The 26,196-nt window shown below is 68.8% G+C and carries 25 protein-coding genes and 6 pseudogenes; 9 read left to right on the top strand and 22 right to left on the bottom strand.

The window, feature by feature from the left end; genetic code table 11:
- Window positions 1-27: 27 nt before the first annotated feature.
- From ACFJGX_RS07205 to ACFJGX_RS07195, 3 genes and pseudogenes are all read left to right on the top strand, one after another.
- A complete protein-coding gene (locus ACFJGX_RS07205) occupies window positions 28-1,071 on the top strand; it encodes a type IV pilus twitching motility protein PilT (RefSeq protein WP_291121788.1) in 1,044 nt (347 codons plus the stop codon).
- Between the two features lie 112 nt (window positions 1,072-1,183).
- A pseudogene (locus ACFJGX_RS07200) lies at window positions 1,184-2,321 on the top strand (PilT/PilU family type 4a pilus ATPase).
- A 105-nt stretch (window positions 2,322-2,426) separates the two neighbouring features.
- Window positions 2,427-3,329, top strand: a complete 903-nt coding sequence (locus ACFJGX_RS07195) for an NAD(P)-dependent oxidoreductase (RefSeq protein ID WP_382328111.1) — start codon at window positions 2,427-2,429, stop codon at window positions 3,327-3,329.
- A gap of 107 nt (window positions 3,330-3,436) precedes the next feature.
- On the opposite strand, the gene ACFJGX_RS07190 is transcribed toward ACFJGX_RS07195, so the two are convergent.
- The 3 genes from ACFJGX_RS07190 to ACFJGX_RS07180 are packed head-to-tail and all read right to left on the bottom strand — an operon-like array spanning window position 3,437 to window position 5,190.
- Window positions 3,437-4,099, bottom strand: coding sequence for a BON domain-containing protein (locus ACFJGX_RS07190; RefSeq protein ID WP_382153509.1), 663 nt, complete (start codon window positions 4,097-4,099; stop codon window positions 3,437-3,439).
- Complete coding sequence (locus ACFJGX_RS07185; RefSeq protein WP_291120132.1) at window positions 4,096-4,716, bottom strand: SIS domain-containing protein; 621 nt, start codon at window positions 4,714-4,716, stop codon at window positions 4,096-4,098. The genes ACFJGX_RS07190 and ACFJGX_RS07185 overlap by 4 nt, the downstream gene beginning before the upstream one ends.
- Window positions 4,717-4,752: 36 nt before the next feature.
- Complete coding sequence (locus ACFJGX_RS07180) at window positions 4,753-5,190, bottom strand: YraN family protein (RefSeq protein WP_382163836.1); 438 nt, start codon at window positions 5,188-5,190, stop codon at window positions 4,753-4,755.
- On the opposite strand from ACFJGX_RS07180, the gene rsmI reads away from it, so the two are divergent.
- Entirely contained in the window at window positions 5,190-6,101 is a 912-nt protein-coding gene (gene rsmI / locus ACFJGX_RS07175; protein ID WP_382322165.1) for a 16S rRNA (cytidine(1402)-2'-O)-methyltransferase, read from the top strand. The two genes, ACFJGX_RS07180 and rsmI, sit on opposite strands and share 1 nt — an antisense overlap.
- Here the strand turns inward: rsmI and ACFJGX_RS07170 are convergent.
- Complete coding sequence (locus tag ACFJGX_RS07170) at window positions 6,095-6,451, bottom strand: hypothetical protein (RefSeq protein WP_382322166.1); 357 nt, start codon at window positions 6,449-6,451, stop codon at window positions 6,095-6,097. The genes rsmI and ACFJGX_RS07170 overlap by 7 nt on opposite strands.
- Window positions 6,452-6,577: 126 nt before the next feature.
- On the opposite strand from ACFJGX_RS07170, the pseudogene ACFJGX_RS07165 reads away from it, so the two are divergent.
- The 4 genes and pseudogenes from ACFJGX_RS07165 to ACFJGX_RS07150 form a co-directional block, all read left to right on the top strand.
- A pseudogene (locus tag ACFJGX_RS07165) lies at window positions 6,578-7,208 on the top strand (DUF502 domain-containing protein); the annotation flags it as partial.
- A 100-nt stretch (window positions 7,209-7,308) separates the two neighbouring features.
- Window positions 7,309-7,935 carry an intradiol ring-cleavage dioxygenase gene (locus ACFJGX_RS07160; RefSeq protein WP_382322167.1) on the top strand — a complete coding sequence of 209 codons (627 nt, stop codon included), beginning with the start codon at window positions 7,309-7,311 and terminating at the stop codon, window positions 7,933-7,935.
- 23 nt (window positions 7,936-7,958) lie between these two features.
- Complete coding sequence (locus tag ACFJGX_RS07155; protein WP_382328109.1) at window positions 7,959-8,693, top strand: metal-dependent hydrolase; 735 nt, start codon at window positions 7,959-7,961, stop codon at window positions 8,691-8,693.
- Entirely contained in the window at window positions 8,669-8,971 is a 303-nt protein-coding gene (locus tag ACFJGX_RS07150; protein WP_382322169.1) for a hypothetical protein, read from the top strand. The genes ACFJGX_RS07155 and ACFJGX_RS07150 overlap by 25 nt, the downstream gene beginning before the upstream one ends.
- On the opposite strand, the pseudogene ACFJGX_RS07145 reads toward ACFJGX_RS07150, so the two are convergent.
- The 4 genes and pseudogenes from ACFJGX_RS07145 to ACFJGX_RS07130 all read right to left on the bottom strand — a co-directional run bounded on the left by ACFJGX_RS07145 (window position 8,968) and on the right by ACFJGX_RS07130 (window position 13,362).
- Window positions 8,968-10,471: pseudogene (locus tag ACFJGX_RS07145) on the bottom strand (phospholipase D family protein). The gene ACFJGX_RS07150 and the pseudogene ACFJGX_RS07145 sit on opposite strands and share 4 nt — an antisense overlap.
- A 61-nt stretch (window positions 10,472-10,532) precedes the next feature.
- Window positions 10,533-11,004, bottom strand: a pseudogene (locus tag ACFJGX_RS07140) (CopD family protein).
- A gap of 24 nt (window positions 11,005-11,028) precedes the next feature.
- Window positions 11,029-11,979: a helicase C-terminal domain-containing protein gene (locus ACFJGX_RS07135; RefSeq protein WP_382322171.1), complete on the bottom strand. Its 951-nt coding sequence runs from the start codon at window positions 11,977-11,979 to the stop codon at window positions 11,029-11,031.
- 96 nt (window positions 11,980-12,075) lie between these two features.
- Window positions 12,076-13,362, bottom strand: coding sequence for a hypothetical protein (locus ACFJGX_RS07130; RefSeq protein WP_382328107.1), 1,287 nt, complete (start codon window positions 13,360-13,362; stop codon window positions 12,076-12,078).
- A 95-nt stretch (window positions 13,363-13,457) separates the two neighbouring features.
- Here ACFJGX_RS07130 and ACFJGX_RS07125 point away from each other — a divergent pair, with 95 nt between their 5' ends.
- Window positions 13,458-14,534 carry a patatin-like phospholipase family protein gene (locus ACFJGX_RS07125; RefSeq protein ID WP_382322173.1) on the top strand — a complete coding sequence of 359 codons (1,077 nt, stop codon included), beginning with the start codon at window positions 13,458-13,460 and terminating at the stop codon, window positions 14,532-14,534.
- Between the two features lie 28 nt (window positions 14,535-14,562).
- Here ACFJGX_RS07125 and nadC read toward each other — a convergent pair whose 3' ends face one another.
- The 14 genes and pseudogenes from nadC to ACFJGX_RS07055 all read right to left on the bottom strand — a co-directional run bounded on the left by nadC (window position 14,563) and on the right by ACFJGX_RS07055 (window position 26,079).
- Window positions 14,563-15,408: a carboxylating nicotinate-nucleotide diphosphorylase gene (nadC, locus tag ACFJGX_RS07120; RefSeq protein ID WP_382322174.1), complete on the bottom strand. Its 846-nt coding sequence runs from the start codon at window positions 15,406-15,408 to the stop codon at window positions 14,563-14,565.
- Between the two features lie 42 nt (window positions 15,409-15,450).
- Window positions 15,451-15,912, bottom strand: coding sequence for a hemerythrin domain-containing protein (locus ACFJGX_RS07115; protein ID WP_382328105.1), 462 nt, complete (start codon window positions 15,910-15,912; stop codon window positions 15,451-15,453).
- Window positions 15,909-16,661, bottom strand: coding sequence for a sulfite exporter TauE/SafE family protein (locus tag ACFJGX_RS07110; protein ID WP_382322176.1), 753 nt, complete (start codon window positions 16,659-16,661; stop codon window positions 15,909-15,911). Before ACFJGX_RS07110 ends, ACFJGX_RS07115 begins: the two co-directional genes overlap by 4 nt.
- 35 nt (window positions 16,662-16,696) lie before the next feature.
- Window positions 16,697-17,686 (bottom strand): ABC transporter substrate-binding protein, encoded by a 990-nt coding sequence (locus ACFJGX_RS07105; protein WP_382322177.1) that lies wholly within the window; start codon window positions 17,684-17,686, stop codon window positions 16,697-16,699.
- An 11-nt stretch (window positions 17,687-17,697) separates the two neighbouring features.
- Window positions 17,698-18,702 carry a PDR/VanB family oxidoreductase gene (locus tag ACFJGX_RS07100; protein WP_382322178.1) on the bottom strand — a complete coding sequence of 335 codons (1,005 nt, stop codon included), beginning with the start codon at window positions 18,700-18,702 and terminating at the stop codon, window positions 17,698-17,700.
- A complete protein-coding gene (locus ACFJGX_RS07095; protein ID WP_382328860.1) occupies window positions 18,699-19,181 on the bottom strand; it encodes a hypothetical protein in 483 nt (160 codons plus the stop codon). The genes ACFJGX_RS07100 and ACFJGX_RS07095 overlap by 4 nt, the downstream gene beginning before the upstream one ends.
- 37 nt (window positions 19,182-19,218) lie before the next feature.
- Window positions 19,219-19,839, bottom strand: a pseudogene (locus ACFJGX_RS07090) (Gfo/Idh/MocA family protein); the annotation flags it as partial.
- 32 nt (window positions 19,840-19,871) lie between these two features.
- The gene (locus tag ACFJGX_RS07085; protein ID WP_382153469.1) at window positions 19,872-20,405 is read right to left on the bottom strand and encodes a MarR family winged helix-turn-helix transcriptional regulator; all 534 of its coding nucleotides are present in this window, start codon (window positions 20,403-20,405) and stop codon (window positions 19,872-19,874) included.
- Window positions 20,406-20,448: 43 nt separating this feature from the next.
- Window positions 20,449-21,546 carry an ABC transporter ATP-binding protein gene (locus ACFJGX_RS07080; RefSeq protein ID WP_382322180.1) on the bottom strand — a complete coding sequence of 366 codons (1,098 nt, stop codon included), beginning with the start codon at window positions 21,544-21,546 and terminating at the stop codon, window positions 20,449-20,451.
- A 25-nt stretch (window positions 21,547-21,571) separates the two neighbouring features.
- Complete coding sequence (locus ACFJGX_RS07075; protein WP_382322181.1) at window positions 21,572-23,329, bottom strand: ABC transporter permease; 1,758 nt, start codon at window positions 23,327-23,329, stop codon at window positions 21,572-21,574.
- 8 nt (window positions 23,330-23,337) lie between these two features.
- The gene (locus ACFJGX_RS07070) at window positions 23,338-23,700 is read right to left on the bottom strand and encodes a substrate-binding domain-containing protein (RefSeq protein ID WP_382322182.1); all 363 of its coding nucleotides are present in this window, start codon (window positions 23,698-23,700) and stop codon (window positions 23,338-23,340) included.
- A 103-nt stretch (window positions 23,701-23,803) separates the two neighbouring features.
- Window positions 23,804-24,187, bottom strand: a pseudogene (locus ACFJGX_RS07065) (ABC transporter substrate-binding protein); the annotation flags it as partial.
- A 265-nt stretch (window positions 24,188-24,452) separates the two neighbouring features.
- The gene (locus tag ACFJGX_RS07060) at window positions 24,453-25,184 is read right to left on the bottom strand and encodes a class II aldolase/adducin family protein (protein ID WP_382328103.1); all 732 of its coding nucleotides are present in this window, start codon (window positions 25,182-25,184) and stop codon (window positions 24,453-24,455) included.
- A complete protein-coding gene (locus ACFJGX_RS07055) occupies window positions 25,177-26,079 on the bottom strand; it encodes an RHO alpha subunit C-terminal catalytic domain-containing protein (RefSeq protein ID WP_382328101.1) in 903 nt (300 codons plus the stop codon). Before ACFJGX_RS07055 ends, ACFJGX_RS07060 begins: the two co-directional genes overlap by 8 nt.
- Between the last annotated feature and the right edge of the window lie 117 nt (window positions 26,080-26,196).

Raw genomic sequence — 26,196 nt, 5'->3', positions numbered from 1 at the left:
TACCTCAACACCGCACGGGACCCCGGGATGGATATCACCCAACTGCTGGCTTTCAGCGTCAAGAACAAAGCATCCGATCTTCATCTCTCGGCCGGTCTTCCACCCATGATACGGGTGCATGGTGATGTGCGACGCATCAACGTCGAACCGCTGGACCACAAGCAGGTCCACGGCATGGTGTACGACATCATGAACGACAGCCAGCGCAAGCAGTACGAAGAGTTCCTGGAGTGCGACTTCTCGTTCGAGATCGAAGGCCTGGCCCGCTTCCGCGTCAACGCCTTCAACCACAACCGCGGCGCTGGCGCGGTGTTCCGCACCATCCCGAGCAAGATCCTCACGCTGGAGCAACTCAACGCACCCAAGATCTTCGGCGACCTCGCGCTGCGCCCGCGCGGCCTGGTGCTGGTGACCGGGCCCACCGGTTCGGGCAAGTCCACCACGCTCGCCGGCATGGTCAACCACCTCAATGAAACCGAGTACGGCCACATCCTCACGGTGGAAGACCCGGTGGAGTTCGTGCACGAGTCCAAGAAGTGCCTGGTCAACCAGCGCGAGGTGGGCCCGCACACGCTGAGTTTTTCGAACGCGCTGCGCTCGGCGCTGCGCGAAGACCCGGACGCGATCCTGGTCGGCGAAATGCGCGACCTCGAAACCATCCGCCTGGCGATGACCGCCGCCGAGACCGGCCACCTGGTGTTCGGCACGCTGCACACCTCCAGCGCGGCCAAGACCATCGACCGCATCATCGACGTGTTCCCGGCCGAAGAGAAAGACATGGTGCGCGCGATGCTCTCCGAATCGCTGGTGGCGGTGATTTCGCAGACGCTGTGCAAGACCAAGGACGGCTCGGGCCGTGTCGCGGCGCACGAGATCATGCTGGGCACCAGCGCGATCCGCAACCTGATCCGCGAGGCCAAGGTGGCGCAAATGTATTCGGCCATCCAGACCGGCAACAGCGTGGGCATGCAGACGCTGGACCAGAACCTCTCGGAGCTGGTCAAGCGCAATGTGATCAGCCCGGCGGAGGCGCGCGGCAAGGCGAAGATCCCCGAGAACTTCCCAGGCTGAAATGACGACACCCACGCTCCACCGCTGCGCGGGTCGCTGCCCCCCAAGGGGGCTGGCCTTGCTTGGGGCGGCCCTGCGCGGCGGCCGTCGCTGCTGATCAAAGGACACTCTCATGGAACGCGACCAGGCATCCAAATTCATCAACGACCTGCTGCGCCTCATGCTCAGCCGCTCGGGCAGCGACCTGTTCCTGACCGCCGATTTTCCGCCAGCGATCAAGGTCGACGGCTCGGTCGTCAAGGTGTCGCCGCAACCCCTGAACGCCACGCACACGCTGGCGCTGGCGCGCGCCATCATGAACGACAAGCAGGCCGCCGAATTCGAGCGCACCAAGGAGTGCAACTTCGCGATCTCGCCGCCGGCCATCGGGCGCTTCCGCGTCAACGCCTTCATCCAGCAGGGCAAGGTCGGCATGGTGCTGCGCACGATTCCCGCCGTGCTGCCCACCATCGACAAGCTCGGCCTGCCCCAGGTGCTCAAGGACGTGGCGCTCTCCAAGCGCGGCCTGTGCATCCTGGTCGGCGCGACCGGCTCGGGCAAGTCCACCTCGCTCGCGGCCATGGTGGACTGGCGCAACGAGAACACGCACGGCCACATCATCACGGTGGAAGACCCGATCGAGTTCGTGCACCCGCACAAGAACTGCGTGGTGACGCAGCGCGAAGTGGGCCTGGACACCGACAGCTGGGAGGCCGCGCTGAAGAACACGCTGCGCCAGGCGCCCGATGTGATCCTGATGGGCGAGATCCGCGACCGCGAAGCCATGGAGCACGCGATCCAGTTCTCCGAGACCGGCCACCTGTGCCTGCGCAACGCTGCACGCCAACAGCGCCAACCAGGCGCTGGACCGCATCATCAACTTCTTCCCCGAAGAGCGCCGTGCCCAGCTGCTGATGGACCTGTCGCTGAACCTGCGCGCGCTGGTCTCCCAGCGCCTGGTGCCGCGCCAGGACAACAAGGGCCGGCACGCGGCGGTGGAGATCATGCTGAACTCGCCGCTGATCTCCGACCTGATCTTCAAGGGCGATGTCGCCGAGATCAAGGAGATCATGAAGAAGAGCACCCAGATGGGCATGCAGACCTTCGACCAGGCGCTGTTCAACGCCTTCGAGGCCAACCTCATCACGCTCGAAGACGCGCTGCGCAACGCCGATTCGCTCAACGACCTGCGGCTGCAGATCAAGCTCAACAGCCAGCGCGCCAAGTCGCTGGACCTGGCAGCGGGCACCGAGCACCTCACCATCGTTTGACCCACCCCCGCGCCGCGCTGGCGCGCGTCACCCCCTCAAGGGGACAATGTCTGCGGCCCGGCAAAGCCGGTTCCGCGACATTTCTTGTATTGGAAGCTTCTTCACATGACCAGCATCGCCGAACGCACCTACGAATCCACCCCTGCGCGCAAGGTCGCCTTCATCGGCCTGGGTGTCATGGGGTACCCCATGGCCGGGCACCTGGCGCGCGCCGGCCACGCTGTGACGGCCTACAACCGCTCCAGCGCGAAGGCGGCCGCTTGGGTGGCCGAGTTCGGCGGGGCGCACAAACCGACGCCGCGCGAGGCGGCCCAGGGCGCCGACATCGTGTTCGCCTGCGTGGGCAACGACGACGACCTGCGCTCCATCGTGCTCGGTGCCGACGGCGCTTTCGCCGGCATGTCGCCCGGCGCCGTGTTCGTGGACCACACCACCGCCTCGGCCGACGTGGCGCGCGAGCTGCATGGCGCGGGCAAGGCATTGGGCATCGCTTTCGTGGATGCCCCCGTCTCGGGTCGCCAGGCGGGCGCGCAGAACGGCGCCCTGACCGTGATGTGCGGCGGTGAGGCGGCCGCGTTCGACGCCGCCAGGCCGGTGGCCATGGCCTTCTCGCGCGCCTTCACCCGCATGGGCGAGAGCGGCGCCGGCCAGCTCACCAAGATGGTCAACCAGATCTGCATCGCCGGCCTGGTGCAAGGCCTGTCCGAAGCGATCGCCTTCGGTCAGAAGGCCGGCTTGGACATGACCCAGGTGCTGGACGTGATCGGCAAGGGCGCGGCCCAGAGCTGGCAGATGGACAACCGGGGCAAGACCATGGTGGCCGACAAGTTCGACTTCGGCTTTGCCGTGGACTGGATGCGCAAGGACCTGGGCCTGGTGCTGGACGAAGCCAAGCGCAACGGCGCGCGCCTGCCGGTCACCGCGCTGGTGGACCAGTTCTACGCCGACGTGCAGGCCATGGGCGGCCAGCGCTTCGACACCTCCAGCCTCATCAAACGCTTGAAGTAGGCTCCCCCCGCGCCGCCTTCGGCGTCACCCCCCAGGGGGCAACACGTGCGGCCCGGCGAAGCCGGTTCCGCCGTGTTCTGGAAGGGGCCGCGCCTCTTCGAGCGGCGTTATTTGGCGGGGTTGGTCGGTGCCGGCTGCTTGGCGGCGCCGATGTTGGCGAGTTCCTGCTCGGAGATGATTTCGAACACGCGCACCACGCGCGACACGTTCTGCGTGTTGCGCGCGATGTCGGTGGCGCGGTCGGCTTCGCGCTGCGTCACACGGCCCATCAGGTACACCGTGCCGCGTTCGGTCAGCACCTTGAAGGCGCTGGCCGAGAGGTCCTTGGCGTCCACCAGCGAGGCCTTCACCCGGCCGGTGATCAGCGTGTCGCTCGCGCGCTCCTTGAGCGAGGGGCTGTTGGTCACGCCCAGCTCGTTGATGACCTCGCGCACGTTCTCCACGCCGGACACGATCTGCGTGACCTTGGTCTTGATCGCCTCGCTGGAGGCCTCGCCGGTGATCAGCACGCGGCGGTTGTAGCTGGAGAGGTTGTAGCGCGCGTGCGCGTCGCCCAGCTCGTCCTTCAGGCGGTTGGACGCCCTCAGCTCGATGCCCTGGTCGTCGAGCTGCGCGCCCGAGGTGCGGCGGTCCACCGCCACCAGTGCGGTCACGGCCGCGCCGCCCACCACCAGGGGCGCGCAGGCGCTCAGCGTGGCGCCCAGGGCGGCCACGGCGAGCGCGGCGGCGGCGATGCGGTGAAAGGAAGGGGTGTTCTTGATCTGGCTCATGAGGCACTCTCCATAGGGGTGTTGGACTCGTCGGGCAGGCCCAGCAGCTGGGCGTCCACGCCGTCGCAAATGCAGTGCAGCACGAGGTGATGCACTTCGAGGATGCGGGCCGGCAGCTCGTGCGGCACGCACAGGTGCACGTCGGTGTCGCGCAGTTGCATCGAGAGGCGGCCGCCGCGCGCGCCGGTGAGCGCCACCACGACCATTTCGCGCTCGTGCGCGGCCTCCACCGCCGCCAGCACGTTGGCCGAATTGCCACTGGTGGACAGCGCCAGCAGCACATCGCCGGCCTGGCCGAGCGCGCGCACCTGGCGGGCGAACACCGCGCGGGCATCGAAATCGTTGGCGATGCCGGTGAGCACCGCCGCGTCGGACGAGAGCGAAAACGCCGCCAGCTCGGGCCGTTCGCGTTCGTAGCGGCCCACGAAGCTGGCCGCGAAGTGTTGCGCGGCCGCGGCCGAAGCGCCATTGCCGCAGGCCAGCACCTTGCCGCCGCCCGTGACGCTGGCCAGCACGGCCGCGATGGCCGACTCCACCATCGGTGCCAGGGACTGGGCGCACTGGTACTTCAGGTCGGCGCTGTCGATGAACTGTTGCTGGATGCGTTGCAGAAGCATGGCGCGATCATAGCGGTGAGGGGTGTATCCATTTGCTCAGAATGCCACGGAGGCATCGAAGGCGGCGCGCAGCCACTCGATGCGCACCGGCGTCGGCGCGTCGAACGCGCCATCGATCAGCACCACATCGAAGCGGCATGCAGGCTCTGAGCCGAGCCGCAGCAAAAAGTGCCGCGCCGCGAACACGATGCGGCGTTGTTTCACCCCGGTGATGCTGGCGCCGGCCCCGCCCTGGCGCTGGCTGGCGCGCTGGCGCACCTCGACGAAGACCAGCGTGCCATCGGGCTCGCGCATAATCAAATCGACTTCGCCACCGCCCCGGCCCGGGGTCCTGAAGTTGCGCCGCACCAGCGCCAGGCCATGGCGCCGCAGGTGGACCAGGGCCGCATCCTCCGCGGCGTCGCCCCGGTCCTTGGTGGTCTGTTTCGCCGCGCCGCTCCCCGAGGGCGCCGCCTGTTTTCTGGATGTCCACATTGTCTGCAAGCACTCCATCCCTGTTGGCCGCCGCCCGCGACGCGGCGGGGCACCAGCATTATCCGCAGGGCGCGCTCTACATGGTCGCCACCCCCATCGGCAACCTGGCCGACATCGGGTTGCGCGCGCTGCAGGTGCTCTCGCTCGTGGACACCGTGGCCTGCGAGGACACGCGCCACACCGCCGCGCTGCTGCAGGGCTACGGCCTGCACAAGCCGCTGCTGGCGCTGCACGAACACAACGAGGCCGAGGCCGCGCAGACCGTGGTGCAACGCCTGCAGGAAGGCCAGCGCATCGCCTATGTGAGCGACGCCGGCACACCGGGGGTGAGCGACCCGGGCGCGCGCCTGGTCGCCGCCGTGGCAGGCGCCGGCCTGCGCTGCCTGCCGATCCCGGGCGCCAGCAGCATCACCGCGCTGCTCAGCGTGGCCGGGCACAGCGGCTGGGACGGTCGTTTCGTGTTCGCTGGCTTTCTCTCGCCCAAGGCGGCCGAGCGCCAGCGCGAGGTGCAGCAGATCGGTGCCGATGCGCGCGCCTGCGTGCTGCTGGAGGCGCCGCACCGCATCGAGGCTTTGGCCAAGGACCTGGCCTCCCTGGGCCCACGCACCCTGACCGTGGGGCGCGAGCTGACCAAGCAGTTCGAGGAGATCGCGCCCATGCCCGCCGAGGCCCTGCCTGGCTGGCTGCAGGCCGGCGCGCACCGCACGCGCGGCGAGTTCGTGTTGATGGTGCACCCGCTGGCGGCCGAGGCGGCCGAAGCAGGCGCGGTGGACGCGGCGGCGCTGCGCACGCTGGACCTGCTGCTGGCCGAACTGCCGCTGAAGACCGCCGTGCGCCTGTGCGCGGAGATCACCGGCCAGCCACGCAACGCCCTGTACGAGGCCGCGCTGGCCCGGCGGGCCGATCAGTAGATCACGCGCGCCGTGTGGTCGGGGCCCGATCGGGCGCCCGGTTCGCGGGTCGGGGCCTCGGGCACCTCGGTGGCCTCGACATCGACCACATCGCCCATGGGCCGGCGCACACCGCCCGCGCCACCCGGCCACACGCCCTGCGTGTAGCGCTGCGAGGTCTGGCGAAAACGGCTGAACACCACCGCCGGGGCGGGCTTGCGGCCGGTCACCAGCGACCAGAGCGAGACGCCGACCATTACCACCAGGGACGCCAGCAGCAGGCTGAGCACGAAGACCAGGGCGGCCAGGGCCAGCGCCAGCCGGATCACGCCACGCAGCACGCGGCCAAAGAAGTCGAAGAGTCCGTTCATGGATGAGAGAGCCTCCTGGCCCCGAGGGAGTTCCTGAACTGGCGCGAACACCAGGCATGCCACCCGGCATGGGGCAAACAGCGGGCAGATGGGGGCATTCTGGCGGTTTGCAAGCCACCTCGCGGTATGCTCCCGCGTGTGAAACCGATCTATCAGTACTTCTTCCGCGGCCTGATCACCTTCCTGCCGGTGGCGCTCACGGTCTACGTGCTGTACCTGTTCATCGTCTGGGTGGAAACCATCGCCATGTGGGCGATCCGACCGCTGGTCGGCGACTTCTACCTGCCTGGCCTGGGCATCGTGATCGGCGCGGCCATGATCTTCGGCCTGGGTTTCCTGATCTCCCAGCCCGTGACGGCGCGCATGCTCTCCTGGGTGGAGCTGCCGTTCACCAACCTGCCGGTCGTCAAGAGCATCTATTCCTCGCTCAAGAGCTTCGCCGACTACTTCGCGCCCAACAAGAAGGACGCGCAGCAGCAGGTGGTGATGCTGAAGATGCCGGACAACGAGATGACCATCGTCGGCCTGGTGACGCGCCAGAACATGGCCGGCCTGCCGCCCGGGCTGGCCGAGCTGGACCACGTGGCGGTCTACCTGCCCATGGGCTACATGATCGGCGGCTACACCGTGTTCGTTCCGCGCAGCTGGACCACGCCGATCGACATGTCGGTGGAAGAGGCCATGCGCGCCTCGCTGCTCGCCTGGATGGGCACGAAGTAAGCCCCCCGCGCCGCCTTCGGCGCCCCCCCAAGGGGGCAACACCAGCGGCTTGGCAAAGCCAGTTCCGCGCTGTTCCGGACCGTGGAACTTGCGCTCGGACAGACCTTCCAATCAGGCTGCCGTCTTAGGAGACTTGCATGAGCACCCATCCCCTGCGCCGCCGCCTCCTCATCGCCAGCGCCGCCGCCGTGGCCGCGCCGGCGTGGCTTTCGCCCGCGCTGGCGCAGGGCAAGTCCCTGCGGCCCACGCCGAGCCAGACCGAAGGCCCGTTCTACCCGGTCACGCTGCCGGCCGACAGCGACGCCGACCTGCTCAGGAACGGCAAGGCGGTCTACAGCAAGGGCCAGCCGACCTGGGTCGAGGGCACGGTGACCGACCTTGCCGGCGTGCCGGTGGCGGGCGCGGTGGTGGAGATCTGGCAATGCGACCACGAAGGCCGCTACCACCACCCGGGCGACGGCGGACGGGCCGACCCGGCGTTCCAGGGCTTCGGCCAGGTCACGGTGGGCCGCGATGGGCGCTACCGTTTCCGCACCCTCAAACCCGTGCCCTACACCGGCCGCACGCCCCACATCCACGTGAAGGTGCGGCTGGACCGGCAGGAGCTGCTCACCACCCAGCTGTACGTGGCGGGCGACCCCGGCAACGAGCGCGACGGCCTCTGGCGGCGCATGAACGAAGAGGCCCGCGCCGCCGTCACCGTGCCCTTCACCCCCGGCAGCGACGGCCTGCGCGCCACCTTCCCCATCGCCGTGCAGGCTTGAAGCCGGGCGGCTAAGCTCGCCGCATGGATTCATTGACCCAGATTGCCCTCGGCTCGGCCGTGGGCGTGGCCGTGATGGGCCGGCGCACCGCCGCGTGGAAGGCCGCGTTGTGGGGCGCCATCGGCGGCACCCTGCCCGACCTCGACGCCTTCATCAACCACGGCGACGCCATCCTCAACATGACGCGCCACCGCGCCGAGAGCCATGCGCTCTTCGTGCTCACGCTGGCCGCGCCGGTGCTCGCCTGGATCGTCTCGCGCGTGCACGGCGAGGCCGCGCTGTTCAGGCGCTGGTGGCTGGCGATGTGGCTGGTGCTCATCACCCACCCGCTGCTCGACACCATGACGGTCTACGGCACACAGCTGCTGCAGCCGTTCAGCGACTACCCGTTCGCCGTGGGCAGTGTCTTCATCATCGACCTGGCCTACACCCTGCCACTGATCGTGGGCGTGGTCGCGGCGCTGCGGCTGAAGTCCGCGCGCGGCCTGGCCTGGAACACCGCCGGGCTGGTGCTCAGCACGCTCTACCTGGGCTGGAGCGTCGGCGCGCAGCAGCACGTCATGCGGGTGGCGCAGGCGTCCCTGCAGGCCGACGGCATCGCGGCCGAGCACCTGCTGGTCACGCCCTCGCCGTTCAACACCGTGCTCTGGCGGCTGGTTGCGCCACCACGCCCACCGAGTACCGCGAGGGCTTCTACTCGCTGCTGGACGACAGCCCGCGGATCACCTGGACGGTGCATGAGCGCGGCGCGGACCTGATCGCGCAACACCGCAACGAGCCCTACCTCGCGCGCATGGCGGCCTTCACCCACGGCTTCTACAGCGTGTCGGCCACCGAGGGCCATCTGTTCGTGACCGACCTGCGCATGGGCCAGGAGCCGCACTACACCTTCCGCTTCGACCTGGGCACCGACACCGAGCGGGCCAACGGGGGCCACCGCCCCACCCTGAACGGCTCTCGCCCGGACCTCGCCACCGCGCTGCCCGGTCTGTGGCACCGGCTGCTGGGCAACCGGCCGCCGTCACCGGCGAGCTAGAGCAGCCACTCGATCGGCAACACCGACAGCAGGCCGATCCAGGCGCGTTGCCCCAGTGAGCTGCCCGGCTCGCGGGTGTGGCGGATCTCCTGGCCGTCGCGGCGTTCGATCCACACCAGATCGCCCCGCTCATCGAGCCGCACCGCGTACGCCGTGGCCGGCACCTCGCGGTCGAAGGCCTCGGCGACCGCGCGCGCCATGGCCGGGCTGTCGATGATGAACCCCAGCTCGGTGTTCAGGTGCGCCGAGCGCGGATCGAAATTCATCGACCCCACGAACACGCGCTCGCCGTCGAGCGCGAAGGTCTTGGCGTGCAGGCTGGAGCCCGAACTGCCGAACACGCCCGAGCGGCCCATCACCACCGCGCTGCGGCGCATCTCATACAGCTCGACGCCGCCGCGCAGCAGGTCCTGGCGGTAGCGCGCGTAACCCGAGTGCACGGCCGACACGTCGGTCGCCTCCAGCGCGTTCGTCAGGATGCGCACGCGCACGCCCCTGGCCGCCAGGCGCTCGAAGACCGCCACGCCCGCTGCGGTGGGCACGAAGTACGGCGAGATCAGATCCAGCGAGCGCACCGGCGGGCGCGCCAGCACCTGGGCCAGCTGGTGGGTCACCAGCCCCTCCTTCTCGGCCAGCCCCAGGCCTTTGCGGGGATCGTCGCTGACCATCTCCACGCGCGCCCACTGGGGCACGATGCCCCCCGTGAGCAGGTCGGACACGAAGCGCGACTCGCGCAGGGCCTGCAGGTAGCGCGCGGCGCGCGGATCACGCTCGGCCTGCACCGCGGCGTCCGGTGCCGCCACCACCGTCCCGGCCGGGACGATGCGGTCGATCGGGTAGGCCGAGGCGCTGGCCCAGTAGCGGTCGAAGTCGGCCGACAGCTCGGGCACCACCGCCCCGGTGGCCAGCACGTCGAGATCGGCGAACAGCACGCCATCGGTGGCGCCGAAGTACTCGTCGCCCACGTTGCGCCCGCCCATGATGGCGGCCTGGCTGTCGGCGACCAGCGCCTTGTTGTGCATGCGCCGGTTGGCGCGGCTGAAGTGCGTGAGGTAGCCCAGCGCCTTGGGCTGGCGGATGGAGAACGGGTTGAACAGCCGCACCTCGATGGCCGGGTGCCGGTCCAGCGCGAGCAGCTTGCCGTCCATCGCCGACGCCGTTGTCGTCCAGCAGCAGGCGCACGCGCACGCCGCGGTCGGCCGCCTCGCGCAGCGCGTTGAGCAAGAGGTTGCCGGTGATGTCGTCGCGCCAGATGTAGTACTGCACGTCCAGCGTGCGCTCGGCCGCGCGCACCAGCAGCACGCGCGCCGCGAACGACTCCAGCGCATCGGCCAGCGGCAGGATGCCGGACTCGCCGGGATGGGCCAGCGCGTCAGCGCTCAGCACGCGGCCCAGCGCCGTGGCGGCGGCCTCGGCCGGCGCCAGGGCCCGGGATTCGGTGCGCCCTTCCAGCGGAGGCAGGGCACAGCCCTGGAGCAGGGCAGTCAGCAACGCCATCATCCACCCACCTCGTTGGAAGATCCCCATGGAAGGCACGCTCATGACGGCGCGGCGGAGGCGTTCAGCCCATCAGCAGCGTCACGCAGACGATCACGACGCCGATGCACAGGTTGACGAACACCCAGCTGCGGATGGACGCCATGGCCGCGCCGGCCGCGGGCCAGTCGCTGGCGGCCACGGCGCGCGTGAGGCGCCTGAACAGCGCGAAGCGGATGTGGCCGAAGATCAGGATCATCACGATGCCCAGCGTGGCCATGATGGTCCAGTCCAGCGGCATGTTGAAGGCCAGGCCGGCCTGCACCGTTTCCTTGGCCGTGCGGCCGATCATCCACAGGCCCGTGCGCCAGCACCACCAGCGAGGCCCACAGCACCACCGAGAAGAAGCGCTTCATCACGGCCTGCAGCAGGCGCAGGCGCACCGGCGGCTCCAGCGCCTGCACCGAGGGGCGCAGAAAGAAGTGCGCGAAGGCCATGCCGCCCACCCACAGGATGACGGCCAGCACGTGGATGAGTTTGAGGGCGGAGAAGATCATGCGCGGGGCTTTCTGTGAGGAAGGTCAGGCTTCGGTCAGCACGCCGTCCACGCGGCGCTGCAGCCGGTAGGGCGGCAGGCCCTTGAGCATGCGCCGTCCGTAGGACTGGCGCAGCAAGCGGGCATCGTAACAAACGACCACCGCCTCGTCGGCCTCGGTGCGCAGCGCGCGCCCGGTCCATTGCAGCAGGCGCGCGCCGGTGGCGGGCACCACGAGTTCGCTGAACGGGTCGCGGCCCTGGCTCTTGAGCCAGTCGGCGCGCGCCTGGCCCACAGGGTCGCTCGGCGAGGCGAAGGGCAGCTTGGTGATGAACACCCATTCGCACAACTCGCCGGGCAGGTCCAGCCCCTCGCCGAAGGACTGCAGGCCGAACAGCACCGAGGGCTTGCCCTCGGCCACGCGCTCGGCGTGGCGGCGCAGCAGCACGGTGCGCGAGGCCTCGCCCTGCACCAGCACGCGGTCGCGCAGCGCGCCGTGTTCGCCGCGCTCGAGCAGGCCCTGCGCCTGGCGCATCTGCGCGCGCGAGGTGAACAGCACCAGCGCGCCGCGCTCGACCTCGCGCAGGTCGGCCATCAGCAGGGCCAGCATCTCGCGCGTGTAGCTGTCCACGTCCTTGGGGTCGGCGGTGGTCTGCACCACCACCAGGCGGCCCTGGCGCGCGTGGTCGAACGGGCTCTGCACCTCGCGCGCGGCCACCGCGCCGTCCCAGGCCAGGCCGGACTCGTGCAGGAAGTGATCGAAGCTGCCGCAGGTGGTGAGCGAGGCCGAGGTGACCACCGCCGCGCGCACCTGGTTCCACAGGTGGTTGCGCAGCAGGCTGCCGGGCTGCAATGGGCAGGCGTGCGCGGTCAGCGTGACCAGGCCGTGGCTCACACCGGCCTCCAGCCACTTGGCCAGGGGCGGCTGCCCGTCGCCCGCCGCCTGCTGCCAGTAGCTGGCGGTTTCCTGCGCGCTCTGCAGGCGCGGCGCGAGCACGCCCAGGCGGCTGTAGAGCTTGGCGCAGCGCGCCGCGTCGCCCGGGTTCTCGCGCGCATTGGCCTTGAGCTGGGTTGCGCAGCGCCTCGAACACCTTCAGCAGGCTGCTGGCGTTGGCGTGCAGCTTGCCCACCACCTCCAGCCACTCCGCCGGCAGCACGCCGCCGTCGAAACGGTCCACCACCGGCGCGCCGGCGTCGTTGAAAGAACCGCCACCGGCGCGCGCGGGCGAGCGGCCGGCGGACCGGCCGGTGAGGTCCAGCCAGGCCGGCAGCGAGCCGATGCGCTGCATCGCGAGCCGCGCCAGCTCGGTCTGGGCGCTCTTGAGTTCCTTGGTGAACGCGGCCACATCGATGGTGGGCTTGTGGTCGATCGCGGTTGCGCACCTCGTCCACCGCGCGCGGCAGCTTGTCCAGCCAGTTGCGCACGCATCAGGTCCATGGAAGCGGTGAACTGCCCCTGCGCCACCGAGCCCAGGTGGTGGGCCTCGTCGAACACGAGGTAGCAGTCCTGCGGCGCGGGCAACGCGTGCAGGCCCAGGGTGGAGAGCAGCAGGTCGTGGTTGACGACGATCACCTGCGCCTGCGCCAGTTTGGCGCGCGCCTGGTAGTAACTGCAGCTGTTGTAGCTGGGGCAGTGGCGCGCGGTGCAGGTGTGGCGCTCGGCGGCCACGGGCGCCCACAGGCTGCCGTCGGGCGGGTCGTCCAGCCGGTCGCGGTCGCCGTCCCAGCTGCCGCCGTCCAGCGCGTTGGCCCAGGCGGTGTACTGCACGCCGCGCTCCTGCCAGCGCGCCGCGGCGGCGGCCGAGGCCACGGCCTGCGCCGCCATGCCGGCCGCGCTGGGGTCGCCACCCCCATCGTCGCTTTCGAACAGGTCGGCGCTCGCCGCGTCGCCCCCGCTGAGCTGGTCCAGTTTGAGGCGGCACACATAGCGCCCGCGCCCCTTGGCCAGCGCGAAACTGAAGGGCTGCGGCAGCGTGGCGGCCAGCGCGGGCAGGTCCTTGGCGATCAGCTGTTCCTGCAGCGCCACCGTGGCGGTGCTGATGATCACGCGCTTCTGCTGCGCCAGCGCGAGCGGAATCACCGTGGACGCGTAGGCCGCCGATTTGCCCACGCCGGTGCCCGCCTGCACCACCGCGATGCCGCGCGCGGGCAGCGCCGCGTCGCTCGCCACCGCGCCGTCGCCCAGGGTCACACCCGAGAGCGTGTGCGCGATGTGGGCCGCCATCTCGCGCTGGCCCGGCCGCGCGCGGTAACCCGGCGCGTGCGCCACCACGTGGTCGAACGCGGCCAGCGCGATCGCCTCGCGCGCCAGCGGGCCGGCTACCGGCGCGGCGGATGCGCCGGTGTCGGCGGAAGAGGGCTCAAGGGTGGGGGTGGACATGCGAACGCGAAAACAAACGCCGATTGTCCCAGACCGGGCCCGATGTCACCCGGCCATGGTGCAATGCACCACCCTCCCCCCTGACAATGTGATCCATGGCCCAGCCCCCCCGCCCCGGCAAACACCCGATCGACCTCGCTCTGCAGGGCGGCGGCTCGCACGGCGCCTTCACCTGGGGCGTGCTCGACCGCCTGCTGGAAGACGACACGCTGGAGATCGCCGCCGTCAGCGGCACTAGCGCGGGGGCCATGAACGCGGTGGCGCTGGCCTCGGGCCTCATGGACGGCGGGCGCGAAGGCGCGCAGCGCGTGCTGCGCCAGTTCTGGACGCGCGTGGCCGAGCTCTCGCCTTTCCACCGGCTGCAGACCAGCCCGATCGGCGTGCTCATGGGCCCGGCCACCGACTGGCTCGCGCCCTGGCTCAAGCCCTGGACCGAGCCGCTGCAGCAGGCGGCCGATGCCTTCGGCCACACGCTCTCGCCCTACCAGCTCAACCCGCTCAACCTGAACCCGCTGCGCGACATCCTGGTCGAAACCATCGACTTCGACCGCGCGCGCCGCTGCCACAAGACGCAGCTCTTCATTGCCGCCACGCAGGTGCGCACCGGCGCGCTGCGCGTGTTCGGCCAGCAGGAACTCACGGCCGACATGGTGCTGGCCTCGGCCTGCCTGCCGCTGCTGTTCCAGGCGGTGGAGATCGAGGGCGAGGCCTACTGGGACGGCGGCTACGCGGGCAACCCCACGCTGCTGCCGCTGGTCAACGAGACCCGCGCCGACGACCTGCTGCTGGTGCAGATCAACCCCACGCAGCGCGAGAGCGTGCCCACCAGCGCGCGCGACATCCTCGACCGCATCAACGAAGTGACCTTCAACGCCAGCCTGGTGAAAGAGCTGCGCACACTGGCGCTGCTCAAGCAGGTCATCGGCGAGCAGCGCTCACCCGGCAGCCCCGCGCTGTTCCAGCGCGTGCAGCGGCTGCGCGTGCACCTGATCGAGGGCGGCGACTCGCTCGCGGCGCTGGGCGCGGGCAGCAAGACCAACACGCAATGGGCCTTCCTCTCCAACCTGCACGCCATGGGGCGCGAAGCGGCGGACCGCTGGCTGCATGCGCACCGCAAGGACCTGGGGCAACGCAGCACGCTGGACCTGGGGCCGGTGCTCAAGGACGTCTGAGCCGCGCGCCCCGCCAAGGGGGTCGGACTCAGGCCGCGAAGCGCATGGAAAAGTCGGCGGCGGTGACGTCCTTGACCAGCGCGCCCACCGAGATGCGGTCCACCCCGGTCTCGGCATAGGCGCGGATGTTCTCCAGGTTCACACCGCCCGAGACCTCCAGGCTGCACCGGCCGCCGGCCATCGCCACCGCGCGGCGGACCGACGCCAGCGGCATGTTGTCCAGCAGCACCATGGTCACGCCGATCGCCAGCGCCTCTTCCAGCTGCGCCAGGGTTTCCACCTCGACCTGGATGAAGCTGGCCTGAGGCGCCAGCGCCTGGGCGGCGCGGAACGCGGCCGGGAGGCTGCCGGCCGCGTGGATGTGGTTTTCCTTGATCAGCACCGCATCGAAGAGCCCCATGCGGTGGTTGTGCCCGCCGCCGCAGCGCACGGCGTATTTTTGGGCCTGGCGCAGGCCGGGAATGGTCTTGCGGGTGTCGAGCACGCGGGCGGCCGTGCCCTGCACCCGATCGACGAAGACCGCCGTCCGGGTCGCGATGCCGCTGAGGAACTGCAGGAAGTTCAGACAGGTGCGTTCGGCGGTGAGCAGCTCGCGCGCGCCACCCTCGACCTCGAAGATCGCCTGCCCGGGTTCGCAACGCCCGCCGTCGGGCACCCGCCAGGTCACCGTGGCAGACGGGGCCAGCTGGCGCAGCGTGGCCCGCACCCAGGGTTCGCCGCAGATCACAGCGGCCTGCCGGCAGATCACGACAGCGCGCGCACGCCGGTCGCCGGGCACGATGCCGGCGGAGAGATCGCCCGCGCCCACGTCCTCGGTCAGGGCGCGTTGCACGTCGGCGTCGATCTGGGTGGGGGGAATGTCGAGGTCCATCATCGTCGGCAGAGAAGGGAGAGAGAGAGAGAGAGAGAAAGGGGGCTAGGAACGTCGCCGCAGGACCACCGGCTTGCCGCCCAGCTGGGCCTTGCACATCCAGTGCGCCAGGGCGGAATCGAGGTGGGTGGCATGGCCGGGGAACCAGTCTTCCAGCGCATCGGCCAGGCGCCGGCAGGGCGCCATCTCGCCCTGCAGCAGCAGAGCGCGCACCTCGGCGGCCGAACGGAGCACGGCCGCGTGCTCGTCCACATGGCACTGGCGGGGCGGAAACCCGCTCTCTCCCATCCAGCGGTCCTCCTCGCCGAAGTGCGCGGCCAGGTGATCGATCATGGCGTCCAGCGCCACCAGCAGGATCTCGTCGGGCGCGCGCTGCAGGTCGCCCAGGCAGGCCACGAACTCCTCGTGCCGGTGGTCCATGGGTGGGTAACCGAGCAGGAGCTCGTCGCTCCAGGCCAGGGGGCCCTGTTCGGACACGGGCGTGGGCGGGAGGGCGTCCTGGTTCACTTGAACAGCAGCACCGTCGCCAGCACCGTCAGAAAGGCCAGCAGCAGCGCGCGAAAGCGCGTCTCGCTGAGCCGGTAGCGGATCTTCTTGCCCAGCGCGAGCCCGAGCAGCATGGGCAGCACGGTGGCGCAGGACACCAGCAGCTCGAAGGCGCCGAAGCGGCCGTACCAGATCATGGCCGAGTACATGAACACCGAACCGAAGAGGTAGATGACGCTGATGCTGCCGATGAACTCCTCGCGCTTGAGGTTCAGCGCCATCAGGTAGGTGATGAGCACCGGGCTGGTGAGGGACGACACCCCGCCCATCACACCGGCCGTGATGCCGGCCAGCACGCTGGCCGCGGTCTCGTGGCGCGGCGCGATCCGCACGTTGGGCCGGGTCGCCATCAGCAGCACGGAGACCAGGATCGCGCAGGCGAACATCACGTTCATCTGGTCGGCCGAGAGGCTGGAGGTCAGGCGCACGGTGAGCACGACGGACAACAGCTGCGACATGATCAACCAGCGAAAGCGCTTCACGCTGTAGATCGGCGAACCGCGCTCGATGGTCTGGACCACGTTGGACCACAGCACCGGCACCACCATCAGGCCGATGGCCTGGGCCGGCGGCACGAAGAGGGACAGCATGGGCACGGCCAGCATGCCCATGCCCACGCCCATCGCGCCCTTGACGATGCCCGCCGCCAGGACGATGACCGCCCCCGCCAGCAGGAACACCAACCAGGCGGCGGGCTGGAATTCACTCATTCGATGGACCATGGCAGGCGGCGGCGCGGCCGGCCTCAGATGCTGTAGCTCTCATAGGTCGACGGGTGGAACAGCTCGGCGAGCTCGACCTTGCGGGCCGACAGGCCTTGCGCATGGTGGTGGTGCAGGAAGGCCTCGAGGGTCCGGGTGTTGGGCGCCACGCCGTAGGACCAGAAATCGTTGCCCAGCAGTTCGCGCGCGGCCTTGAGCTGCTCCTCCACGAACGGCAGCGTGACCTTGGTGGCCGAGGTGTCGGCCAGCAGCTCCAGCGCGCGCGCCTTGGATTCGCTGAAGGCCTTGAACAGCGCGGCGGGCAACCAGGGGTGCCGCTGCACCAGCTCCTTGCGCACACCGACCACGTGCATGATGGGGAAGATGCCCTTGCGGGCGTAGTAGTCCTTCGCGGCCGCCGTGGGGTCGTCGAACAGCCAGCCCACCTGCGGGTTGCTCAGGGCGGGACCGCTCGGCGGGCGCGGCGCGATGAAGGCATCGATCTCGCCCTGGTCGAGCAGGTCGGAGATGGTGCGGCCTTCCGGCGCGCTCGTCACGTCGACGCCGGGCGGCAGGTTCAGCTTGATCTTCTCGGGACGCCCCGGCGTGTCGATGCCGCCGCGCACCCACTTCACGTCCTCCGGCCGGATGCCGAAATCATCCTGCAGGATCGAGCGGGCCCAGACGATGGCGGTGAGCTGGTACTCGGGGATGCCGATGCGGCAGCCCTTCAAGTCCTCGGGGCGCCGGATGCGGTCCTTGCGCACGTAGATCGAGGTGTGCCGGAACGCGCGCGAGAGAAAGACCGGGATGGCCACGTAGGGGCTGTCACCGGCCGAGTGCTTGACGAGGTAGCTGGAGAAGGACAGCTCGGTGACGTCGAAGTCGCGGTTGCGCATGGCGCGGAAGAACATTTCCTCCGGGCTGAGCAGCATGTAGACCGGGTCGCAGCCATCGATCTGGACGCGGCCGTCGAACAGGGCGCGGTTGCGGTCGTAGTCGCCCATGGCGACGGAGATTTGCAGTTGGGACATGGTGGGGTTTCTCAAAGGTCGATTTCGATCACGGAGCTCTTGGCGCGGGAGACGCAGATCATGATTTCGCTGTCGTGCTGGTCTTCGTCGAGCACGTAGTCGCGGTGATCGGCCACACCGGCCACGAGCCGGGTGCGGCACGAGCCGCAGGTGCCGCTCTCGCACGAGCTGGGCACCAGCACCCTGGCTTCGCGCAGCACATCCAGGATGGTCTTGCCGCAGGGCACGTCGAACATCTGGCCGGTCTTGCAGAGCCGGACCTTGAACGGGATGTCGGTGTGCGCATCGGAGACCTCGCTGGTGCCGAAGTCCTCGAAATGCACCGTGCCACTCGGGCGGCCGCGCGCCAGTTCCTTCACCGCGTCCATCAGGCGCCGGGGGCCGCAGCAATAGATGTGGGCGTCGGCCGCGCAGGCCTGCATCGCGGCCGCGAGGTCGAAGCGCTGCGCCGGGTCGGCGTGGTTGTGGTGCACGGTGGCGTGCGGCGCCAGATCGGGGGCCAGCAGTTCGTCGCGGTAGGCCGCCGACTCGGGCATCTGCGTGAGGTACAGCACCTTGAAGGCCCTGCCGCGCTGCCGCAGGGCGCGCGCCATGGACAGGATGGGCGTGATGCCGATGCCGCCGGCGATCAGCCAGTACGAGGGCGCCTCCATGCCCAGCGGGAAGTAGTTGGCGGGCGGCGACACCGAGACCGGGTCCCCCCGCTGCACCTGGTCCACCAGGCTGCGCGAGCCCCCCAGGCCCTGCGCCTCGCGCTTGACCGCGATGCGGTAGAGCGCCGTCTCGCCCGGGCGGTTGCAGACGGAGTAGCGCCGCGTGAGGCCGTTGGGGGTGAGCAGCGTGATGTGGGCGCCGGGTTCGGCGGGTGGCAAGGCACCGCCACCGGCCCGCGCCAGTTCGAACTCGTGCACATCGCTCGCGATGCACTGTTTGCCCACCACCTGCAGGCTCATCCAGCCGTTGTCCACGGTGGACGGGGTCGGGGCCGTGGCGACGGCCAGGTCTTCATTGCTCATACGGGAACCGCTCTCTGTTCGTTCAGGGCCACGTCGGCGTTCTGCTCGGAGGACTCGAGGGCCGCCAGACACACTTCCAGGTTGGCCATGCCCCACAGGCCGTCGTGCACGGCGGCCGCGCGGCCGCGGATCGCATCGCCCCATTCGTCGAGCACGAGCTCGCGCGGGCTGCGGTCGGTGGGGAAGCGGAGTTCCTCCACGCCGTCGCGGTCGTACACCTGAAGCCCTTGTGGCGACTGCCGGATGTCGCCGCCCTCGCAGCTGACCAACGTGATGCCGAAGAAGGGGTGGAAGGGCGCCTGATCCGGAATCACCTGGCCGGCGCGCGCCTGCTTGGCCTGGAGTTCGGCGGCGGCGTCGCGCGCGCCGCCGGCGCCGCGGCGCTGCACGCTCCAGCCCTGCTCGGGGGCGGGGAAGCCCCATTCCGACAGCCCGCCGAGGATCTCGGTGGTCTGGAAACCACCGTAGCCGTTGTACACGGCGGTCGGCCACCGCGCCGTTCTCGAAATCGAGGTAGACGCAGTGCGCGCCGATGGCGCGCCGCCCGCGGTCCAGGTCGAAGGCGCGGGCGCGCACGCGGCGAACCTCGCCGCCGCACAGCAGCCGCAGGATGTCGAACTGGTGCGAACCCTGGCGCAGCGTCACGCCACCCCCTTGCCGGGCATCCAGCTCGTCAGGGCGGCGCGGGCGGTAGATCCAGTCGGTGAAGCACCAGTTGTGGGCCATGCGCACGCCTCCCAGGCGGCCCGAGGCGATCACTTCGCGCATCTTGCGGATGGGCAGGTCGTAGCTGTGGGAATGACCCACCAGCAGGACCACGCCGCGCTCGCGCGCCGCCCGCACCATGGACCGCGCGTCGTCCAGCGCGATGGCCATGGGCTTCTCGACCAGCACGTGCAGGCCCGCCTCCATGGCCTGCAGCGCCTGGGCCGTGTGGTATTCGGTCGGCGAGGCGATGCAGACCGCGTCCAGGCGCGGGCCTTCGGCCAGCAGCTGCGCCAGCGTCGCGTGGCCCGGCACACCGTACTTCGCCTGTGCCGCCAGACGGGCGTTTTCGTGCGGTTCGACGAAGGCCGCCAGCTCGAATTCGGGGTGTCGGGCGATCGCAGGGACGAAGGCCAACCCGGCATTGCCCATTCCGAGCATGCCGATGCGAAGGGGAAGGGACATCACGGTTCTCCGTCGAGGCCCAGGTCGTCGTCACCGTCCACCTGCCGGGCGGCGTCCCGACTCAGGTTGTCGATGATGGCCAGCAGGGTGCGCCGCGTCGTGGCCAGGTCCTCGGCCGGCACGCCCTGCGAGGCGATGGCGTTGACCTCCTCCGCGCAGATGACGATGGCCGAGCGCAATGCCACGCCCTTGGGCGTGAGGAAGACGCGGTTGTTCTTCTTGTTGCCCGGCACCTTCTGGCGGAAGACATAGCCCTGCGCCTCCATGCCCTTGAGGGCCGTGATGGTCGAGGGCTCGGTCACGCCGGCCTGCTCGCTGAGCTGGCGCTGCGTCAGGCCGTCGCCGCGCCACAGGATGCGCAGCAGGGTCCAGTGGCCGTAGAGCACATCGTGCTGCTTCAGCCGGCGCGAGAGGCTGCTGGAGGTGCAGCGGAACGCGGTCTTGACCAGGTGGGCCAGGCGCTCGTCGTTGAGCACCCCGCGCCAGTCGGCGGCAATGGCTTCTTTTTCCCTGTTGTTTTCTGCTTGAGACATGGCGATCGGTTGGCTTGAGGCGGGGTCGGGGTGGATGGAAGCGTCAGTCCGGGCTGATGCAGATGCATTTTTCGGGGTTGATCCTGACATACAGGGGCTCACCCACCATGGTCTTGAGCGAGGGGTGCGCGCGCGCCATCAGGGAACGGTCGCCGAGTTTGACCTGAAAGTCGATGAACTCGCCCAGGAACACCTTGGCGTCGACCGTCGCGGCCAGCACGTTCTCGCCCACCGGCGCCAGTTCGCTGAGCTCCACGTCCTCGGGCCGCACCGAGAGCAGCACCCGCGCGCCCACGGGCAGCTTTTCGTAGGCGGTGACCCGCAGCACGCCGATGCCGGTCTTGACGTCGCACAGGTTCTCGCCCACCCAGGCCCGCACGTCCCCTTCGATGAAGTTGGTCAGGCCCACGAAGTCGGCCACGAAGCGGTTGGCCGGGCGCTCGTAGATGTCGCGCGGCGAGCCGATCTGGCGGATGCGGCCTTCGCTCATCACCGCGATCTCGTGCGACAGCGCCAGCGCCTCGCTCTGGTCGTGGGTGACGTAGATGGTGGTCAGGCCGAGTTCGCGCTGCAGGCGCTTGAGTTCGAAGCGCATGCGCTCGCGCAGCTTGGCGTCCAGGTTGGACAGCGGCTCGTCGAGCAGCAACAACTCGGGCTCCATGGCCAGCGCGCGCGCCAGCGCCAGGCGCTGCTGCTGGCCGCCGGAGAGCATGGTCGCCTCGCGGTCCGCGAAGTTCTCCAGGCCCACCACCGTCAGCACGCGCATGACCTTGTCCTCGATCTCGCGGCGGCTGAATTTCTTAGAGCCCACCTCGAGCGGGAACGCCGCGTTCTGGAACACGTTCATGTGCGGCCAGATCGCGTAGGACTGGAACACCATGCCGAAGTTGCGCTTGTTGGGCGCGATGAAGACGCCGGTGCTCGAGCAGTAGACCGGCTGGCCATTCACCGTGATCTTGCCCGACACGGGTTTCTCCAGGCCGGCCACCGAGCGCATGGTCGTGGTCTTGCCGCAGCCGCTGGGCCCGAGCAGGGTGAACAGTTTGCCCCGGGGCACCTCGATGGAGATGTCCTGCGCCGCCTTGACGATGCGCCCGTGGCTGTCCTTGTATTGCGTGTTGAGGTTGCTTACGCGCAGCATGTGCTTGTCTCCAGTTGCTTGTTCATCAGATTTCCTTCACCCCGAAGCGGCGTCCCACGTACTGGGCCAGGATCACCAGCATCAGCAGGGCCAGGATGAACACCACGCCCAGCGCGGACAGCTCCACGAACTGCCCGTTCTCCCACAGCTCCCAGATCACGATGGCGATGACCTCGTTGCCCGGGCTGTACAGCAGGATGGAGGCCGAGAGCTCGCGGATCGAAACGATGAAGACGTAGATCCAGCCGGCCAGCAGGCCCGGCTTGAGCAGGGGCAGGAGGATGCGGTAGAACATCGTGCCCCAGCCCGCTCCGCTCATCTGGGCCGATTCCTCCAGCTCCTTGTGGATCTGCAGCATCGACGTGCTGTTGTAGCGCATGCCGTAGGGCATGAACCGCGTCACGTAGACGATCAGCATGATCCACAGCGTGCCGTAGACGCCGATGTTGAAATTCAGGTAGAAGACCATCACCGCCAGGCCCAGCACCAGGCCCGGGAAGACCAGCGGCAGGGAGGCCACGTTGTCCAGCAGCCAGCGGCCGGGCAGTTTGGTCTTGATCACGATCCAGCACACCACCGAGGTCATCAGCATCACGATGGTGGCGCTGCCGAAGGCCAGCAGCAGGCTGTTCCACACCGAGTTGGCGATGGTCGGGTGGTCCCAGAGGAAACGATAGGCGTCCAGGCTCATGTTGCGCGCCGCTTCCATGGAGGGCACGGCGTAGTAGCTCTGCAGCGACGACCACAGCAGCACCAGGAAGGGCAGCAGCACGATCAGCGCGAAGTACAGGATGAACACCGCGGCCGTGACATAGCGCCAGGCGCCCAGGTCGACCACGCGCGGGCGGAACCCCTTGCCCGTGACGGTGGCGTACTTGCTGCCCTTGCCGGTGAGCCGGGACTGCAGGTAGATGCCCGCCGTGGTGATGAGCAGCAGCGTGGTGCCGTACGAGGACGCCAGGCCCACCTGGCTCGGATACTGGTGCACCGCCTGGTAGATGGCGGAGGTCAGCACCGGCGTGCCCACCGGAATGCCCAGCAGCGCGGGCACCTCGAAAGCCTCGATGGCGCGCACGAACAGGATCAGCATCGAGGCGAAGATCGCCGGCCAGGTCAGCTTGAGCGTCACGCGCCAGAAGATCTGGCCGATGCTGGCGCCGCTCATCAGGGCCGACTCCTCCAGCGAGGGGTCCATCGAGCGGAACGCCGCCGTCATCATCAGGAAGGCCATGGGCGAGTAGTGCAGGCCCTCGACCCAGATCATTCCCCAGATCGAGTACACGTTGACGAACACGTGGTCGGTGGCGAACCAGCTCTGCAGCAGCAGGTTGATCAGGCCGATCTTCGGGCTGCCCAGCAGGATCCAGGAGATCGTGAACATGATGCCGGGAATGATCAACGGGATGATCGAGAGCGCGAAGAACAGCTTCTTGAAAGGCGTGTTGGTGCGCTCGTTCATCCAGGCCAGCATGCCGCCCACGCCAAAGGCGAACACCGCCGTGCCGCTGGCGAACACCAGCGAGTTGCCCATGAGGTGCAGGGTGTCGGTCGAGCCGTAGGCCCGGGCGTAGTTCTCCAGCGTGAAGCGCGAGGCCTCGCCCGCGGTGTCGGGCGTGAAGAAGCTCTGCCAGATCAGGAAGCCCAGCGGCATCAGGGCCAGGTACGCCACCGCCAGCAGGCAGGCCCCGATCACCAGCCACTGCATGTTCAGCGCCCCGCCCAGCCTGCGCCAGGGCGGCACCCTGGCCGGGCGGGCACCGGCGGCGTTCAGCGAAGTGCTCATGTCGGTGATCACTTGGCTTTCTTGACGATCATCTCGTCAAAGGTGGTCAGCCAGGCGTTCTGCATGTCGATGGCCTTGGCCGGATCGATGTAGCGCAGGGCGTCGTCGCGCAGGGGGTGGGGCAGCTTCTTGTGCGTGGTCACATAGCTGAACTCCTGCAAGATGCGCTGCCCCTCCTCGCTGACGATGAAGTCGTAGAACAGGATGGCCGAGGCCGGGTTCGGCGCCTTCTTCAGCAGGGCCACGGTGCTGGGCTGGGCGATCACGGGCTTGAGCGTGAAACCCTTGATGGGCGCGCCCTTGGCCTTGAGCTGCTCGGGGTTCCAGTTGTAGACCGTCAGGGCCAGCGGCACCTCGCCGGAGGCGACCATGGTGGTCAACAGGGAATGCCCCTTGCGGGCGGAGATGCCGTTGGTGCGCAGCGATCTTCTTGAAGATCTCGCGCCCGCGCTCCTCGCCCATCTCCAGCAGCAGGGTGCCGAACCAGCCGTGGTTGTTCGCCTCGATGCCCAGGCGCCCTTTCCATTTCGGGTCCTGCAGGTCCTCGTAGCTCTTGGGCAGCTCGGCTTCCGTGATGCGGCTGGTGTTGTAGGCCGCGGTCCAGACGTCCAGGGTGACGCCGACCCACTCGCCGTGCGCCGGTGTGGCCTGAGGGATCAGCTCCGCCGTGAAGGGGGAGCGCACGGCCTGCAGCAGCTTCTCGCGGTGGGCCGCCTCGTTCTCGGGCGCGTTGTTCTGGACGATGTCCACCTCGAAGCGGTTGCCGCGCGACTCCGTGATCACGCGCTGGAGAATGGCCTCCGAGCCTGCGCGCCAGGCGCGGGTCTTGATGCCGTACTTCTTGGTGAAGGCCGCCATCACGTTGGTGAGCGCGGGATACGAGTGGTACACCGTGATCCCGTTCTCCTTCTTGGCCGCCTCCACCAGGCGCGCCTGCCGGTCGGGGCCCTGGTACAGGGCCAGTTCACTCACGCTGCCCTGGGCCAGGGCACCCTGGGCACCGAGCACCACGAGGGCGCTCGCCACCACTTTCTTCAGAATCTTCTTCATTGCTGTGTCTCCTTCATCATGGGGTCCAGGCGGTGTTCCCGGCGCGGCTCGCAACGGCTGGATGGCTCGCCTCTCAGCTCTTCTGGCGGATAGCGCGCCGTCGCAGGTATTCAAAGTTGATCGTGTATTGCTCCGTCTTGGTGATGGTGTCGTGCAGGCGCTCGATGCACGCCCGGTCGAACTCGGCCCCGGCGGCACCGGCCGCGTCGGCCAGCAGCTGGATCTCGCAGGCGTTCTCCAGCAGGATCGCCAGGATGGTCGACTCCTCGACGCTGGCGCCCACCACCGCCACACCATGATTCCTCATCAGCACGGCCTTGTGGGGACCCAGGGCTTTGGCGGCGCCGGCCCCCATTGCGTGCGTGCGGATCAGCTCGATGGTGTCGGTGTACACCGGCAGGCCATCGAGGAACGCCACGCTGGGCTGGCTGATCGGCCGCATGGTCCGCCCCGTGGCCGAAAAGGCCACGGCGTGCGTGGGGTGCGTGTGGATCACGCTCATGACATCGGGCCGCGCCTTGTAGATTTCGGAGTGGATGTACACCTCGCTGTGCTTTCGCCCGCCGCCCCCGATCTTCTCGCCATCCAGGTTGCAGATGACGATGTTTTCGTGGGTGATCTCGTCGAAGCCGAAGCTGTGCGGCTTCATGTAGAAGTGGGTCGGGTCGCCGGGCACGCGCACCGACACGTGGCCGCGCGTGAGGTCGCCCTGGCCCGCGGCCTCGAGGATGAGCCCCGAGTCGATGAGCACCTGCCGGGCGTCTTCCGCGCTCAGGCCGCCTCGGGTCTGCGCCGGGTTAGCCATGCTGCGCTTCCAGTGCGGCTTCGGTCGCTTCCCGAAGCCTGGGGTTCTCGAACACGTTGACCAGGTCCTGTGCGATGGGCGAGTACTTGGCGTGGGTGCGCAGCATGAAGCTGGCGAAACCGTCGCTGTTGTGGTGCTTCTTCTTCTCGTTCGGCAGGTCGATGCAGGCGTTGCGCGCGGCATCGCGAACGATGCCGATCGGGTCCTGGCCCTGCTGCATCTTCTTGATCTCGCGCCGCAGCACGCGGCGGTAGGTGGCGATGCCCTTGTCCGACGCGCCCAGGTTCTCCAGGGTGCGGTCGGCGATCGCGCCCTGGGTGATCCAGGCCATCATGTCCTGGCCGTCCACGTTGTCCACGATGAACTCGCCTTTGTCGTCCTTGAAAGGCACGTCGTAGGTGTGCACCTTGTCCAGCAGGCGCTGCGGCACCGAGACACCCTCGGGCGGCACGTAGGCGTTGTACCAGAGGTGCAAGGTGTTCTCATCGTCCATCGGCACCCGGATCTGGAACGAGAAGTAGCGCGACTTCTCGTCGCCATTGCCCACGGCCAGCATGTTCGGGAACACGACCGGATGGCCAATGCGCCAGTCGTCGCCATCCTCCGAATGTCCCTCCAGCAGGCGGTGCTTCGTGATGCCGAACTCGAACTCGCGGAAATCGATCTTCACATGGTGGGCGCTGATCGCGACCTTGATGCCTTCCTGCTCCTTGAGGAACTCGTAGTGGTGCCCGTGCAGCCACTCGGTGTGGATCGGATCGAGCGAGTTCTCCATCACCTGAAGCCAGTTCACCGGCAACTCCGCGCGACCCAGCATGCGGATCGTGCCGCCGGCGACGAAACCGTCGAAACGCGGCAGCAGCGGCGCGGGCTGGGGGCCCAGGTAGGCGAACACGAGGCCACCCAGCTCCTGCACCGGATAGGCATCGATGCGCAGCCTTGTCGCGGAACGCGCAGTTGTCGACCTCGTTCGGCTGCTCGATGCACTTGCCAGCCACGTCGAACTGCCAGC

Source organism: Hydrogenophaga sp. UC242_50 (assembly GCF_042697355.1).
Lineage (GTDB): Bacteria > Pseudomonadota > Gammaproteobacteria > Burkholderiales > Burkholderiaceae_C > Hydrogenophaga.
This window is presented reverse-complemented; position numbering and strand designations above follow the sequence as displayed.

Bases quoted from the DNA above. Each gene is read 5' to 3' on its own strand.
- ACFJGX_RS07195 (WP_382328111.1), top strand. From the start codon at position 2,427: ATGACCAGCATCGCCGAACGCACCTACGAATCCACCCCTGCGCGCAAG.
- ACFJGX_RS07180 (WP_382163836.1), bottom strand. From the start codon at position 5,190: ATGTGGACATCCAGAAAACAGGCGGCGCCCTCGGGGAGCGGCGCGGCG.
- ACFJGX_RS07085 (WP_382153469.1), bottom strand. From the start codon at position 20,405: ATGTCTCAAGCAGAAAACAACAGGGAAAAAGAAGCCATTGCCGCCGAC.
- ACFJGX_RS07075 (WP_382322181.1), bottom strand. From the start codon at position 23,329: ATGAGCACTTCGCTGAACGCCGCCGGTGCCCGCCCGGCCAGGGTGCCG.
- ACFJGX_RS07160 (WP_382322167.1), top strand. From the start codon at position 7,309: ATGAGCACCCATCCCCTGCGCCGCCGCCTCCTCATCGCCAGCGCCGCC.
- nadC (WP_382322174.1), bottom strand. From the start codon at position 15,408: ATGATGGACCTCGACATTCCCCCCACCCAGATCGACGCCGACGTGCAA.
- ACFJGX_RS07125 (WP_382322173.1), top strand. From the start codon at position 13,458: ATGGCCCAGCCCCCCCGCCCCGGCAAACACCCGATCGACCTCGCTCTG.
- ACFJGX_RS07155 (WP_382328109.1), top strand. From the start codon at position 7,959: ATGGATTCATTGACCCAGATTGCCCTCGGCTCGGCCGTGGGCGTGGCC.
- ACFJGX_RS07060 (WP_382328103.1), bottom strand. From the start codon at position 25,184: ATGGCTAACCCGGCGCAGACCCGAGGCGGCCTGAGCGCGGAAGACGCC.
- ACFJGX_RS07170 (WP_382322166.1), bottom strand. From the start codon at position 6,451: ATGAACGGACTCTTCGACTTCTTTGGCCGCGTGCTGCGTGGCGTGATC.
- ACFJGX_RS07100 (WP_382322178.1), bottom strand. From the start codon at position 18,702: ATGAGCAATGAAGACCTGGCCGTCGCCACGGCCCCGACCCCGTCCACC.
- ACFJGX_RS07185 (WP_291120132.1), bottom strand. From the start codon at position 4,716: ATGCTTCTGCAACGCATCCAGCAACAGTTCATCGACAGCGCCGACCTG.
- ACFJGX_RS07105 (WP_382322177.1), bottom strand. From the start codon at position 17,686: ATGTCCCAACTGCAAATCTCCGTCGCCATGGGCGACTACGACCGCAAC.
- ACFJGX_RS07070 (WP_382322182.1), bottom strand. From the start codon at position 23,700: ATGGTCGCCTCCGGCGAGGTGCCGCTGGCCCTGACGGTCTACAACTGG.
- ACFJGX_RS07080 (WP_382322180.1), bottom strand. From the start codon at position 21,546: ATGCTGCGCGTAAGCAACCTCAACACGCAATACAAGGACAGCCACGGG.
- ACFJGX_RS07190 (WP_382153509.1), bottom strand. From the start codon at position 4,099: ATGAGCCAGATCAAGAACACCCCTTCCTTTCACCGCATCGCCGCCGCC.
- ACFJGX_RS07130 (WP_382328107.1), bottom strand. From the start codon at position 13,362: ATGTCCACCCCCACCCTTGAGCCCTCTTCCGCCGACACCGGCGCATCC.
- ACFJGX_RS07205 (WP_291121788.1), top strand. From the start codon at position 28: ATGGATATCACCCAACTGCTGGCTTTCAGCGTCAAGAACAAAGCATCC.
- ACFJGX_RS07110 (WP_382322176.1), bottom strand. From the start codon at position 16,661: ATGAGTGAATTCCAGCCCGCCGCCTGGTTGGTGTTCCTGCTGGCGGGG.